14 protein-coding genes are annotated in these 13845 nt (G+C 64.3%); 3 read left to right on the top strand and 11 right to left on the bottom strand.

The features are described 5' to 3' along the window. Positions 1–25 precede the first annotated feature (25 nt). Positions 26–661, bottom strand: coding sequence for an alpha/beta hydrolase (locus ACY8GK_RS19640; protein ID WP_196181298.1), 636 nt, complete (start codon positions 659–661; stop codon positions 26–28). 139 nt (positions 662–800) lie between these two features. Here ACY8GK_RS19640 and ACY8GK_RS19635 point away from each other — a divergent pair, with 139 nt between their 5' ends. Continuing rightward, complete coding sequence (locus tag ACY8GK_RS19635) at positions 801–1235, top strand: ZapG family protein (RefSeq protein WP_196181297.1); 435 nt, start codon at positions 801–803, stop codon at positions 1233–1235. Positions 1236–1379: 144 nt separating this feature from the next. Here ACY8GK_RS19635 and ACY8GK_RS19630 read toward each other — a convergent pair whose 3' ends face one another. Beyond that, positions 1380–2576, bottom strand: a complete 1197-nt coding sequence (locus tag ACY8GK_RS19630) for a methionine gamma-lyase (protein ID WP_462401859.1) — start codon at positions 2574–2576, stop codon at positions 1380–1382. A 127-nt stretch (positions 2577–2703) separates the two neighbouring features. Here ACY8GK_RS19630 and ACY8GK_RS19625 point away from each other — a divergent pair, with 127 nt between their 5' ends. Continuing rightward, positions 2704–3183 carry an Lrp/AsnC family transcriptional regulator gene (locus tag ACY8GK_RS19625; RefSeq protein ID WP_196181295.1) on the top strand — a complete coding sequence of 160 codons (480 nt, stop codon included), beginning with the start codon at positions 2704–2706 and terminating at the stop codon, positions 3181–3183. 201 nt (positions 3184–3384) lie between these two features. On the opposite strand, the gene cysN is transcribed toward ACY8GK_RS19625, so the two are convergent. The 5 genes from cysN to algW form a co-directional block, all read right to left on the bottom strand. Then, on the bottom strand, positions 3385–5286 hold the full coding sequence (cysN, locus tag ACY8GK_RS19620; protein ID WP_196181293.1) for a sulfate adenylyltransferase subunit CysN: 1902 nt from the start codon (positions 5284–5286) through the stop codon (positions 3385–3387). 16 nt (positions 5287–5302) lie between these two features. Beyond that, positions 5303–6220 carry a sulfate adenylyltransferase subunit CysD gene (gene cysD / locus ACY8GK_RS19615; RefSeq protein WP_196181291.1) on the bottom strand — a complete coding sequence of 306 codons (918 nt, stop codon included), beginning with the start codon at positions 6218–6220 and terminating at the stop codon, positions 5303–5305. A gap of 212 nt (positions 6221–6432) precedes the next feature. After that, positions 6433–7863 (bottom strand): ATP-dependent RNA helicase RhlB, encoded by a 1431-nt coding sequence (gene rhlB / locus ACY8GK_RS19610; protein ID WP_462401858.1) that lies wholly within the window; start codon positions 7861–7863, stop codon positions 6433–6435. Between the two features lie 104 nt (positions 7864–7967). Next, the gene (locus ACY8GK_RS19605) at positions 7968–8624 is read right to left on the bottom strand and encodes an alpha/beta hydrolase (protein ID WP_196181287.1); all 657 of its coding nucleotides are present in this window, start codon (positions 8622–8624) and stop codon (positions 7968–7970) included. A gap of 165 nt (positions 8625–8789) precedes the next feature. After that, positions 8790–9950 carry a Do family serine endopeptidase AlgW gene (gene algW, locus ACY8GK_RS19600; protein WP_196181285.1) on the bottom strand — a complete coding sequence of 387 codons (1161 nt, stop codon included), beginning with the start codon at positions 9948–9950 and terminating at the stop codon, positions 8790–8792. Positions 9951–10159: 209 nt separating this feature from the next. On the opposite strand from algW, the gene ACY8GK_RS19595 reads away from it, so the two are divergent. Beyond that, positions 10160–10918: a Nif3-like dinuclear metal center hexameric protein gene (locus ACY8GK_RS19595; RefSeq protein ID WP_462401857.1), complete on the top strand. Its 759-nt coding sequence runs from the start codon at positions 10160–10162 to the stop codon at positions 10916–10918. An 87-nt stretch (positions 10919–11005) separates the two neighbouring features. Here ACY8GK_RS19595 and moaE read toward each other — a convergent pair whose 3' ends face one another. From moaE to ACY8GK_RS19575, 4 genes are all read right to left on the bottom strand, one after another. Further along, complete coding sequence (moaE, locus tag ACY8GK_RS19590; RefSeq protein ID WP_462401856.1) at positions 11006–11452, bottom strand: molybdopterin synthase catalytic subunit MoaE; 447 nt, start codon at positions 11450–11452, stop codon at positions 11006–11008. Positions 11453–11455: 3 nt separating this feature from the next. Next, positions 11456–11701, bottom strand: coding sequence for a MoaD/ThiS family protein (locus ACY8GK_RS19585; RefSeq protein ID WP_196181279.1), 246 nt, complete (start codon positions 11699–11701; stop codon positions 11456–11458). Beyond that, positions 11698–12171, bottom strand: coding sequence for a cyclic pyranopterin monophosphate synthase MoaC (gene moaC, locus ACY8GK_RS19580; RefSeq protein WP_196181277.1), 474 nt, complete (start codon positions 12169–12171; stop codon positions 11698–11700). The genes ACY8GK_RS19585 and moaC overlap by 4 nt, the downstream gene beginning before the upstream one ends. Positions 12172–12267: 96 nt before the next feature. Beyond that, the gene (locus tag ACY8GK_RS19575) at positions 12268–13662 is read right to left on the bottom strand and encodes a PhoH family protein (RefSeq protein WP_196181276.1); all 1395 of its coding nucleotides are present in this window, start codon (positions 13660–13662) and stop codon (positions 12268–12270) included. Positions 13663–13845: the final 183 nt, after the last annotated feature.

Below are 13845 nucleotides of genomic sequence, written 5' to 3'. Positions count from 1 at the left end.
GGGTTATCGCTTGATCAGGCTTGGCTCAGTTCGAAAGGCGCGGCAGCAGCAGATCCTTCAGATCGGTCAGCTTGCCATGAAAGAAGTGTCCGCATTCTGCCACTTTCAGCAGCTCGTGGGGACGCCCCAGCGCCTCGGACCATTCATACACCAGCCGCGGCGCGACCACTTCGTCGGCGTCGGGCTGGATCAGAGTCAACGGGCATCGTTCGGGCAACGGGAACTCGTCGGTCAGGCGCATGACCGCCGGAGCGACCATGAACAGGTGCTGCAGCGGCACGCCACGAGCCTCTAGCCGCCCTGCCAGGCTGGCAGCGACGAAGCCGCCAAAGGAGAAGCCCAGCAGGACCAGTGGCAGCTCGGGGTAGCGCTCGCGCACCCAACCGGCCACGGCTTGCGCGTCGGCCACTTCCCCCGCGCCCATGTCATGGCTGCCCGCGCTCTGGCCGACACCTCGGTAGTTGAAGCGCAGCGTGACGTAGCCGGCATCGCGGGCGGTGCGCTGCAAGGTCGAGACCACCTTGTTGAGCATGGTGCCACCCTGAACCGGATTCGGGTGGCAGATCAACGCGACGCCACGCGCTTGGGCGACGTCCAGGTGCAGGGCTTCCAGGGGGCCGCAGGGGCCATCGATCAACAGGGGGGTTTCGCGGGCAAGCAAGGCACTACTCCGTGACCTTGAAACAGGTCGACTCGTCTAGCTGAGGAATTCTGTTCTGGCATATTTGCGATCGCTCGCGGTATACAGCGCAGGTCTGAGCCGTTAACGTAAAGCAAAGCCGTTTATAGAGGAAGGACTCGTGGAACTCTCGCTTCTAGTTTGGTTGCTGCCGACCCTGGCCCTCGTGGTCGGCGTCGTGGTCGGTTTCGCCCTTGCCCGCCTGCTGCCCAACGCGGCGCCGAGCAGCACCCAGCGTCAGCTGGACGACATCCAGCAGCGCTTCGACAATTACCAGAACGAAGTGGTCACCCACTTCAACAGCACGGCCACGCTGGTCAAGCGGCTGACCCAAAGCTACCAGGACGTGCAGGACCACCTGGCCGATGGCGCCAACCGCCTGGCCCTGGACGAACTGACCCGCCAACGCCTGCTGGCTTCGCTGCATTCCGACGCAGCCCAGCCCGCGCGCGACCGCCTGACCCCGCCGAAGGACACCGAGGCACCGCTCGACTACGCCCCCAAGTCGCCGAACGCACCAGGCATGCTCGACGAGAGCTACGGGCTCAAGCGTTGAATCGCTGAACCTGAAAAAGGCCTCGCTCGAGGCCTTTTTTGTGCACTGGATTCACTGCCCTCTCCGCGGGCACGCTCGCTCTCACAGCTACGCCACATCGTTTGAAATCTGCGAGATGCCCGCCAAGAGGCCCGAACGAACAGCCTAGCTGCAAGCCTTCAAAGCCTGCTCGATATCCGCCAGCAGATCCTCCACATCCTCCAGCCCCACCGACAACCGCACCAGCCCCTCGGAAATGCCGTGGTGCGCCCGCTCTTCGGGCGTATAGCTGGAATGGGTCATGCTTGCCGGATGCTGCGCCAGCGATTCGGCATCGCCCAGGCTGACCGCCCGACCGAACAGTTGCAAGGCATTCATGAAGCGACGTCCAACCTCGACACCGCCCTTGAGCTCGAATGCGATCATGCCGCCGGGAAGGCGCATTTGCCGTTGCGCCAGCTGATGCTGCGAAAAACTCGCCAACCCGGGGTACCTGACCAGCTCGACCTGTGCCTGCCGCTCGAGAAACTGGGCCACCGCCAAGGCATTCGCGCAGTGACGGTCCATGCGCAGCGCCAACGTCTTGATACCGCGCATCAGCAAGGACGCGTCATGCGGCGAGAGCACGGCACCGGTCAGGTCCTTGAGACCTTCCCGGCGAATCCGCTCGATCAGCGCCTTGCGTCCGGCCACCAACCCGGCAGTGACATCACCATGGCCACAGAGGTATTTGGTCGCCGAATGCACCACCAGGTCGGCTCCCAGTTCCAGCGGCCGTTGCAGATAAGGGGTGCAGTAGGTGTTGTCGACCACTACCGGCACGCCATGATGACGAGCGACCGCGGTGACCGCCGGGATATCCACCAGCAGCATGTTCGGATTGGCCGGCGTCTCGAAATAGATCATCCGTGTCCTGGGCGTGATCGCGGCCGCCAGGGCCTCGGTGTCGTTCAGGTCGACATGCCGGATCCTTACCCCGAATTCGCCGATACCATGGTGCAGGAAGGCGAAGGTGCAGCCATACAGGGTCGACCCGACGATCAGTTCGTCTTCAGGGCGCAGCAGCGTCCACAAGGTCGAGGTGATCGCGCCCATGCCCGAGGCCAGAGCCAGGGCGGCCTCGGCGCCTTCGAGCGAAGCGATGCGCTGTTCCAGCAGCGCCAGGGTCGGATTGGAGATACGGCTATAGAAATGCCCTTCCCGCTCCCCTGCGAAGCAGGCAGCCCCCTGTTCGACATCGGAGAAGGCATAGGTGCTGGTCTGGTAGATCGGCGGCACCAGGGCGCCACCGTGGGACATCGGGTCGTAGCCATGATGAATGGCTCGGGTGGAAAACCCGTGCTGCGGGTCGTGCTTGCTCATGACGGAAGCCTCCGGCGCTTTGCTATAAGCTTATGCCACGATAGCCTCGACCCCATGCCAAAACGCTGCGTTTGCCGATGACGTTTTGGAAAGAAATACAACAGGCAACGATCATGGAGGGCACACTATGCCTTCGCCACTCGACCGTACCGATCGCGCCCTGCTTGCGGCATTGCAGGACAATGCCCGGCTCACCGTCGCACAACTGGCCGACCAGGTCGCGCTGACCACTTCGCCTTGCTGGCGGCGCTTGAAACTGCTCGAGGAGAACGGCTACATCACGGGCTATCAGGCGACGCTCTCACCCAAGGCCCTTGGCTTCGGTGTCACGGCGTTCGTCAGCATCATGATGGATTCGCACACCAAGGACATCGCCCTGGCGTTCGAACGGCGGCTGATGGAAATCCCCGAGATCGTGGCCTGCCACAACATTTCCGGTCGCTATGACTTTCTGCTGGAGATCCTGGCCCGCGACCTGGAGTCCTTCGGCGAGTTCGCGCGCGAGGTGCTGCAGCGGCTGCCAGGCGTGAAGGAGATCTATTCGAGCTTTTCGTACAAGGCCATGAAGGCGCGGCGGGTGATCCCGGTTTCCGAAACGCATATCTGAGACGGACGTTCGTTGACGTGCATACGGCCGACGAATCAGGTCCCTACCTGGCGTTACGCTGGCAATTGCCTGCTTGCCATGGGCTGGACGAAGCAGCGGCGAAGCACTTGCAGAAGTGGATCGAACCATCAAGGCCAGGACCATCGACAGATTCCGGGGCTGGCCTTGCAGCCCCAGGATCATGTCGTGGACAACGCGGAGCTAGATCGCGCCGCGCTGACGCAGCACGTCCAGCACCTGCTTCACGGCCTCATCGACCGCGGTGGCCTGGGTATCGATCACCAGATCCGCGTCCAGCGGCACATCGTAGGGGAAGCTCTCGCCCGGGATGTTGTCGCCGTCAGCGGCATACAGCCCCTGCGGGTCACGCTCGCGGCAGACCTGTGGGGAGGCCTGGACGTAGACGGTAACCAGGCGCTCCTGGCCGATCAACGCCTTGGCCTGTTCGCGGCCTTCGGCATCCGGTGCGACGAAAGCGGCCAGGGTCAGCAGGCCGGCCTCGTTGAACTGGCGCGCCACATGGGCGGCGCGGCGCCAGTTCTCGGTACGCCCGGCGCGGTCCTGCGGCAGGCCCTTGTTCAGGTCGTGACGCAGGTTCTGGCCATCGAGCACATAGACCGCGCGACCCATGTCGAACAGCTTGCGTTCCACGGCGTAGGCCAGGGTGCTCTTGCCCGCGCCGGACAGGCCGCTGAACAGCACGGTGGCTGGCTGCTGGCCGAAGCGCAGCGCGCGCTCCTCGGTGGAGACGTGAGCAGCCTTGCCATGCTGGCCGCTGCCGCCGTGCGGCAACACTGGCGGGGCGATGATCATGCCGGCGCCAACGGTGCCATTGGTCAGCCGGTCGATGACGATGAACGCCCCCGTGGTGCGATTGCTGTCGTAGCCGTCCAGGGCGATGGCCGAGTCCAGGCTGACCTTGACCCGGCCGATCTCGTTGAGCTGCAGCGCACTGGCCGCGCCACGCTCGAGGGTGTTCACATCGACCTTGTGGGTGATGCTGGCGATCGAGCCCGGCACATAACTGGTGGCGCGCTTGATATCGTACTTCTTGCCCGGGAGCATCGGCTCCTCGGCCATCCACACGAGCATGGCGTCGAACTGGTCGGTGACCGGCGGGACGTTGTCGGCATGCACCAGCAAGTCGCCACGGGAGATGTCGATCTCGTCTTCCATGGTCAGAGTCACTGCCTGGCCTGGACCGGCATGCTCCAGTTCGCCTTCGTAGGTGACGATGGACTTGACCCGGCTGCTCTTGCCCGACGGCAGCACGACCACTTCGTCGCCCTTGTGCACGATACCGCTGGCCAGGGTGCCGGCGAAGCCGCGGAAGTTCAGGTTGGGACGGTTGACGTATTGCACCGGGAAGCGCAAGTCGGTGAAGTTGCGATCGGCGGCGACTTCGACGGTTTCGAGGATTTCCATCAGCGCAGGGCCGGTGTACCACGGCGACCGCTCGCTACGGTTGACCACGTTGTCGCCCTTGAGGGCGGACATCGGCACGAAGTGCAAGCTGCTCGGCTTCAGGTCGATGGCCTCGGCGAAGGCCAGGTAGTCGGCCTTGATCGACTCGAAGACCTGCTCGTCGAAGTTCTTCAGGTCCATCTTGTTGACCGCGACGACGATGTGCCTGATGCCCAGCAGCGAGGCGATGTAGCTGTGCCGACGGGTCTGGGTCTGCACACCGTAGCGGGCATCGACCAGGATGATCGCCAGGTCGCAGGTCGAGGCACCGGTGGCCATGTTGCGGGTGTACTGCTCGTGGCCCGGGGTATCGGCGATGATGAACTTGCGCTTGGCGGTCGAGAAGTAACGGTAGGCGACATCGATGGTGATGCCCTGCTCGCGCTCGGCCTGCAGGCCATCGACCAACAGCGCCAGGTCAACTTCCTCGCCCGTGGTGCCGGATTTCTTCGAATCGCGGGTAATGGCCTCGAGGTGGTCCTCGTAGATCATCTTGGAATCGTGCAGCAGGCGCCCGATCAGGGTGCTCTTGCCGTCATCCACGTTGCCGCAGGTGAGGAAACGCAGCAGTTCTTTGCGCTCGTGCTGAGCCAGATAAGCGAGGATGTCTTCGCTGATCAAATCGGATTGGTGCGACATGGAGTAACCCTGAGAATTAGAAGTAGCCCTGACGTTTCTTGTCTTCCATGGAACCGGCGCCATCATGGTCGATGACCCGGCCCTGGCGCTCGGAAGTGCGCGTCAGGAGCATTTCCTGGATGATGTCGGTCAGGCTCTCGGCCTGCGACTCCACCGCGCCCGTCAACGGGTAGCAGCCGAGGGTGCGGAAACGCACCTTCTTCTTGACGATGCGGGCCTTCTCTTCCTCGGAGAGGTGCTCGAGGATGCGCTCGTCGTCGATCATGATCAGGGTGCCGTTCTTCTCGATGACGTCGCGCTCGGCAGCGAAGTACAGCGGCACGATCGGGATGCCTTCGAGATAGATGTACTGCCAGATGTCCAGCTCGGTCCAGTTCGACAGCGGGAAGACACGGATCGACTCGCCCTTGTTGACCTTGCCGTTGTAGATGTTCCACAACTCCGGACGCTGGTTCTTCGGGTCCCAGCGGTGCTTGCTGTCGCGGAAGGAATACACGCGCTCCTTGGCGCGGGACTTCTCCTCGTCGCGCCGCGCACCGCCGAAGGCGGCATCGAAGCCGTGCTTGTCCAGCGCCTGCTTCAGGCCCTGGGTCTTCATGATATCGGTGTGCTTGGCACTGCCGTGGGTGAACGGGTTGATGCCCTGCGCCACGCCTTCGGGGTTGACGTGGGTGATCAGTTCCAGCCCCATTTCCTCGACCATGCGGTCGCGGAAGCGGTACATCTCCTGGAATTTCCACTGGGTGTCGACGTGCATCACCGGGAACGGCAGCTTGCCCGGGAAGAAGGCCTTGCGCGCCAGGTGCAGCATCACGGCGGAATCCTTGCCGATCGAGTAGAGCATCACCGGGTTGTCGAACTCGGCGGCCACCTCGCGGATGATATGGATGCTCTCCGCCTCCAGCTGTTTCAAGTGCGTCAGTTTGTCGACCATGGCTACTCACGAAAAACGATCTTATGGACGGCCAGCGGGCCGTGTTCGAGCAGATCACTTTACCATGGAGACAGGTTCTATTCAGGAGGCCGGATAGATCGAAACAATCTATCGATATGCCTGCGGGTTTGGGTTCATCGGGACGTGCCGAAGGCCGATACGTCGGCCCGGCCCCATGGGCCGCCGGGCGGCCCATGGGCAATTGCAGACGTTCAGACTGGCTTCAACAGCTCCTGCGGCGGCATTTCGCACTTGATCTTGCGGCCCAGCAGCGCCTCGATGGCCGGCAGCTGGTAGGCGTCGTCCTCGCCAGCGAAGCTGATCGATACGCCACTGGTACCGGCACGCCCGGTACGGCCGATGCGATGCACATAGTCGTCCGGGTCTTCGGGCAGGGTGAAGTTGATCACGTGGCTGATCCCGTCGATATGGATCCCGCGTCCGGCCACATCGGTGGCCACCAGCACGCTGATGCGGCCTTCGCGGAAGTTCTCCAGGGTGCGGATGCGCTTGTGCTGGGGCACGTCGCCGGACAGCTGGGCGGCGTTGACGCCGTCGCGCACCAGGCGTTCCTCGATACGCCGCACCTCGTCCTTGCGATTGGCGAACACCATCACCCGCTCCCACTTGTTGCGCGTCACCAGGTTGTACAGCAGCTTGTACTTGTCGCTGCCGGCCACGGCATAGACATGCTGCTCGACGGTCTCGCTGGCCACGTTTTCCGGCTCGATCTCGACGATTGCCGGGTTGCTCGTCCACTGCTTGGCCAGGTTCATCACATCATCGGTGAAGGTGGCGGAAAACAGCAGGGTCTGGCGCTCGCTCTTGGGCGGAGTCTGGCGGATGATCTGGCGCACCTGGGGTATGAAGCCCATGTCGAGCATGCGGTCGGCTTCATCGAGCACCAGCACCTCGACCATGTCCAGGTGCACCTCGCCGCGCTGGTGAAAGTCCAGCAGACGGCCAGGCGTGGCCACCAGGATGTCGCAGTGGCGCGCCTCGAGGCTCTTGAGCTGCTTGTCGAAGTCCATGCCGCCGACGAAGGTCATGACGTTGAGCCCGCTGTAGCGGACCAGTGCCTGGGCATCCCTGGCGATCTGCACCACCAGCTCGCGGGTCGGCGCGATGATCAGCGCCCTCGGCTCGCCCATGTAGCGTTCCCTGGGCGGTGGCACCTGCTGCAACTGGGCGATGATCGAAATGAGGAAGGCGGCGGTCTTGCCGGTCCCGGTCTGGGCCCTGCCGATGGCATCCTGGCCACGCAGCGTGTGGCCGAGGACCTGGGCCTGGATCGGCGTGCAATAGGGAAAGCCGAGGTCGTGGATCGCGTGCATCAGCTCGTTGGAGAGCCTGAAATCGTGGAAACGTGTTTTGCCCTCCTGTGGCTCGACCACGAAGTCTTCCGGCTTCCACAGCGAGGCCTGGGGCTTTGGCTTGCGCTCGCGGCGCGGCTTGCCGCGGCTTTGGGCCGGCGCTTGCGGGTCGGCCGGGCGCTGCTCGTCCACGCCTGGGGGCTGGGCCTGGACAGCAGCGGGAGCGACAGGTGGGGCAGGCGCCGCGACGTGCTGGGTCACGGCCTCGGGGACGGCGGCCGAGGTCTCGGCGCCTCCCTTGGCGAATATTTTCTTGAGTGCCTTGAGCACGGTCGTCTCGTCGGTTGGTTAAGGAATGTACGCCGGGCAGTGTAATGCAAGAATCGGGCTCGGCGTAGTGGCTGTCACGCTCCGGCTACAAGCGCAACCGTCGCTCAACGCAGCTTCTCGCTCAGCCAGGCCAGGATATCGTTGAGTTCGGCCACCGCCACCTCGTGTTCCATCGGATACTCCATCCAGCGCGCGGCCACGCCCCAACTATCGAGGTACTCGAATGCGGTACGCCCCATGGCGGGGATCACCACCGGATCATGCACGCCGTGCAGGCAGAGTGCCGGGGTGCGCTGCTGACCGGCGCTGAGCTGGTGCTGCTCGGCGAAGGTCGGTGCGTAGGTGGACAACGCCAGGACGCCACCGAGCGACTGCTGCCACTGGATGTAGGCCGTGTGCAGCACCACCGCGCCGCCCTGGGAGAAGCCCGCCAGGAAGATCCGCGCCAGGTCGATGCCCTTGGCACGCTCGGCCTCGATCAGTTCGATGACCTGCTCGGCGGAGGCTTCGAGCTGCGCCTCGTCGATCGCGCGCGCTGGGGTCATGGCCTTGATGTCATACCAGCTGGGCATGGCATAGCCGCCATTGATGGTCACCGGCCTGGTGGGCGCCTGCGGCATGATGAAGCGCGTACTGTGCAGGTGCTGCTGAAGGAATTCGGCCACCGGCAGGAAGTCGTAGCGATCGGCGCCCAGGCCGTGCAGCCAGATGACACAGGCATCGGCGGTCTGTTGAGGTTCGAGGATCAGCGGGTTGGTCATGACGACTCCAGTCAGGTGCAGGTTCTCGCAGCGCAGGCGCAGGACCGCTTCCCGACGGCCCCGCACCTGCCTTGCAACGTTTGGCGACAAGCGCTGCCGGTGACGTTAACACCCTTTGCGCCCAGGTGCTGACGCGAGCACGCCACCAGGCCGGCTGGCGGGCCGCTACTTGGCGTCCTTGGCGGTCACCGGCGCCGGTGGCGGACGCAGTCCTACCTCGGCCACTAGCTTGAGCGACTTGCCGTTGCGCACCACCTCGATGGCGACCTTCTCGCCGGGCTTGATCCGGGCGACCTGGTTCATCGACTTGCGGCCATCGCCGGCGGGCTCGCCATTGATGCTGACGATCACATCGCCCAGTTGCAGGCCGGCGCGCTGGGCCGGGCCGTCGCGAAAGATGCCCGCCACGACGATGCCGGGGCGTCCGTGCATGCCGAACGACTCGGCCAGGTCCGGGCTCAGCGGCTGCACTTCGATGCCCAGCCAGCCGCGAATCACCTGACCGTGCTCGATGATCGACTTCATCACCTCCAGCGCCAGCTTGACCGGGATGGCGAAACCGATGCCCTGCGAGCCGCCTGACTTGGAGAAGATCGCGGTGTTGATGCCGATCAGGTTGCCGCTGGCGTCGACCAGGGCGCCGCCGGAGTTGCCGGGATTGATCGCCGCGTCGGTCTGGATGAAGTCCTCGTAGTTGTTCAGGCCCAGCTGGTTGCGACCGGTCGCGCTGATGATGCCCATGGTCACGGTCTGGCCGACCCCGAACGGGTTGCCGATGGCCAGGGCGACATCGCCGATGTGGATGAAGTCGGAGCGCCCGATGGTCATGGCCGGCAGCTTGTCCAGGTCGATCTTCAGCACGGCCAGGTCGGTTTCCGGATCGCTGCCGATGACCCTGGCCAGGGTCTCGCGCCCGTCCTTGAGCGCCACCACGATCTGGTCGGCGCCGCTGGTGACGTGGTTGTTGGTCAGCAGATAGCCCTCGGGACTCATGATGACCGCCGACCCCAGGCTCGACTCCCAGCGGCGCTGCTTGGGCAGATTGTCGCCGAAGAAGCGGCGGAACTGCGGGTCCTCGAACAGCGGATGGGCGCTCTTGTTGACCGCCTTGGTCGTGTACAGGTTGGCCACCGCGGGCGCGGCCAGCGTGACGGCCTCGGCATAGGAGACCGGACCTTGCGTGATCTGCGTGGTCTGCGGTGCCTGTTGCAGGTTGACATCCTGGCTGGGCAAGCCCACCCATTGCGGAAAACGCTGAATGACCAGCAGGGCGATCAGCACGCCGGTCAGCAGCGGCCAGCCAAAGTAACGCAGAGCCTTGAGCATCGAATGGATCCTGGAATGAGCGGAGCCGCTGCCGGAGCGGCCTGGGACGCGCGCGATCATACACATCATCAACGCGCTCGACGACGGTTGTACGTCGCGCCTGGCCAAGCGCCGTCATCCAGTTGCCCTGGAATCGGCGACGCTCCGTATAATGACGTCCATCAGCCGGCCTGCGAGCCGGTACCACCCTCGATCACGGAGACCCTCCCATGGCCGTTGCCCTGAGCACCCTGGTCGCAGAAGCCGAACGCTATCTTTCCAGCTCGAAGATCCAGGACTACTGCCCCAACGGCCTGCAGGTCGAGGGGCGTGCGCAGGTACGCCGTATCGTCAGCGGCGTGACGGCCAGCCAGGCGCTGCTCGATGCCGCCGTCGAGGCCGAGGCGGACCTGGTGCTGGTGCATCACGGATACTTCTGGAAAGGCGAGAACCCCTGCATTACCGGCATGAAGCAACGTCGACTCAAGACATTGCTGCGTCACGACATCAGCCTGCTGGCCTACCACCTGCCCCTGGACCTGCATCCGGAAGTGGGTAACAACGTGCAGCTGGCCCGTCAGCTGGACATCATCGTCGAAGGTCCGCTGGATCCGGACAACCCACGGGTGGTCGGGCTGGTCGGCGCGCTCGCCGAGCCGCTCTCGGCCCGCGACTTCGCCCGGCGTGTGCAGGAGGCGCTGGGGCGCGAGCCGCTGCTGATCGAGAGCGAGCAGATCATCCGCCGAGTCGGCTGGTGTACCGGAGGTGGCCAGGGCTACATCGACAACGCCATCGCGGCGGGTGTCGACCTGTTCCTCAGCGGCGAGGCATCCGAGCAGACTTTCCACAGCGCCCGCGAGAACGGCATCGCCTTTATCGCCGCCGGGCATCATGCCACCGAACGCTATGGGGTGCAGGCATTGGGCGACTACCTGGCGCGGCGCTTCGCCGTGGAACACCTGTTCATCGATTGCCCCAACCCGATATGAATGCCAATGGCAGGCTCGGCCGCCGCGGCGCGGCCCCATGAGCGACCAGACAGCAACCGGAATACCCGGTGAGCGGGCACTGGCCCGCTACCAGCGCCCTGCCGCATCATGGTCGCTCTGCTTGTCCTCGACCCAGCGCGGCCCTTCGCCGGTGGTCTCCTTCTTCCAGAACGGCGCCTGGGTCTTGAGGTAGTCCATGACGAAGTTGCAGGCATCGAAGGCGGCCTGGCGATGGGCGCTGGCGACACCGACGAAGACGATCGGCTCGCCCGGCTCGAGCGCGCCGACCCGATGCAGCACCTCGACCTTGAGCAGCGGCCAGCGCTCGCTGGCCAGCTGGACGATCTTCGCCAGCGCTTTCTCGGTCATGCCCGGATAATGCTCCAGGAACATTCCGGCCACCTCGCGCCCGTCGTTGAAGTCCCGCACGTAGCCGACGAACCCGACCACCGCGCCGACACCGACATTGGCGGCATGCATGGCAGCGAGCTCCAGGCCCGTATCGAAGGGCGCCTGCTGGACACGTACGCCCATTGTTCAGCCCCCCGTGACCGGCGGGAAGAAGGCAATCTCGTCACCCTCCTCCACCGGTTCGTCGAGTCGGCACAGTTCCTGGTTGCGCGCGCACATCAGGTTTTGCTCGGCAAGCACCGCGCAGGCCTCGTCGCGCGCCAGCAAGGCCCTGCGCACGTCGTCGAGGACCATGAACGCACCCTCCAGCGTCTCGCCATCACGCCCGATCAGTTCGCGATAGCGGGCGAAGTAGACCACCCGGACGTTCATCGTTGCTCCGCCTGGTAGTGTCCGCTCTTGCCGCCGCTCTTCTCCAGCAGGCGGACCTGCTCGATGAGCATGCCCTTGTCGACGGCCTTGCACATGTCATAGAGGGTCAGGGCCGCCACGCTGGCAGCGGTCAGCGCCTCCATCTCCACCCCGGTCTGGCCAGCCAGCTTGCACAGGGCGGTGATACGCACGGTCCGGTCGCCCTCAGCCTGCAGCTCGAGCTTGATGCTGGTGAGCATCAACGGATGGCACAGCGGGATCAGCTCGCTGGTCTTCTTGGCCGCCTGGATGCCGGCGATGCGTGCCACGGCGAACACGTCACCCTTGGGATGGCCGCCCTCGACGATCATGCGCAAGGTCGTCGGCAACATGCGCACCCGCGCCTCGGCAATGGCCTGGCGCGCGGTCACGGCCTTTTCGGTGACGTCGACCATATTGGCGCGCCCCTGGGAATCGAGATGAGTCAGCACGGCTTTCCTCCTGTACACGAGCCGGCAGTGTAAACCCGAGGATGCCCTGTGCGCAGCGAAAAAGGCCGGGCGGGGCCCGGCCTGCGGCCTGCCGGATCAGAGATGCGACTCGGCGTATTCGGCCAGCACCGAGCGCGGCACGCCTTGCAAGGTGACGTGGACGCCGTGGGGGAAGTCCTTGAAACGTTCCGTCAGGTAGGTCAGCCCCGAACTGGTCGCCGAGAGATACGGGGTGTCTATCTGTGCCAGGTTGCCCAGGCACACCACCTTCGAGCCGGCTCCGGCGCGGGTGATGATGGTCTTCATCTGGTGAGGGGTGAGGTTCTGGCACTCGTCGATCAGGATCAGGCTCTGCTGGAAGCTGCGCCCCCGGATGTAGTTGAGTGACTTGAACTGCAACGGCACTCGCTCGAGGATGTACTCGACGCTGCCGTGGGTATTTTCGTCGTCCATGTGCAGGGCTTCGAGGTTGTCGGTGATGGCGCCCAGCCAGGGCTCCATCTTTTCCGCCTCGGTCCCTGGCAGGAAGCCGATCTCCTGATCCAGGCCCTGCACGCTGCGGGTGGCGATGATGCGCCGGTAGCGCTTGCTGACCATGGTCTGCTCGATGGCGGCCGCCAGGGCCAGGATGGTCTTGCCCGAGCCTGCCGCGCCAGTCAGGTTGACCAGGTGGATATCCGGATCGAGCAGCGCGAACAGCGCCAGCGCCTGATGAATGTCGCGTGGCTTTAGCCCCCAGGCTTCCTGGTGCAGCAGCGGCTCCTGATGCAGGTCGAGCAGCAGCATCTCGTCGTTGCGCACCCCCTTGACCCAGCCGACGAAGCCTTGCTCGTCGATGATGAACTCGTTGACGTGGACCGTCGCGATGGCTTCGGTCAGCTGCACGCGGTGCCAGGTACGGCCTCGTTCCTGGCGGGTCTCGACCTTGTTGACCCGATCCCAGAACGAGCCGGTGACCGAATGGTAGCCGCGCGACAGCAGCGAGACGTCATCGACCAGCTGGTCGGTGCTGTAGTCCTCGGCCAGAATGCCGCATGCCCGCGCCTTGAGGCGCATGTTGATGTCTTTGGTGACCAGGACCACGTCCAGGTCGGTGCGCTTGGCACGCAATTCGAGCAGCTGGTTGATGATGATGTTGTCGTTGAGCGTCTCTGGTAGCAGGCGATTGGGTTCGTTGCGCGGGCTCATGACGATCGAGAGGTAGCCCTTGGGCCCGCTCTTGCCACGCTGGATCGGCACGCCCAGCTCGACATCGCTGGGCGAGGCAGCGCCCAGGGTCTGGTCGATCAGGCGAATGGCCTGGCGACATTCGGCAGCCACCGTGTGCTTGCCGGTCTTGAGCTTGTCGAGTTCCTCCAGCACCGTCATCGGGATGGCGACGTGATGTTCCTCGAAATTGAGCAATGCATTGGGATCGTGGATCAGGACGTTGGTATCGAGCACATACAGGATTGGCCGATCGGAGGAAGGGGTGCGTCCTTGGTCATCCATACTCTGTCACCTTCTGTGGGAGCCAGACGACGCGCTACCGCTGCGCCGCAGAGTGACCGCCGTTCCCCCCGTATCCGCGTCGTTACGGGCGGGGAGCGCACCTGCAGGGGATGGGCCTGATGACGCCACCTGTGCTGCAGGATTCGGCTGTCCACCTCCTACATACCGCAAAACCCATGAACG

It is taken from the genome of Pseudomonas sp. Marseille-QA0332 (assembly GCF_054950175.1).
This window is presented reverse-complemented; position numbering and strand designations above follow the sequence as displayed.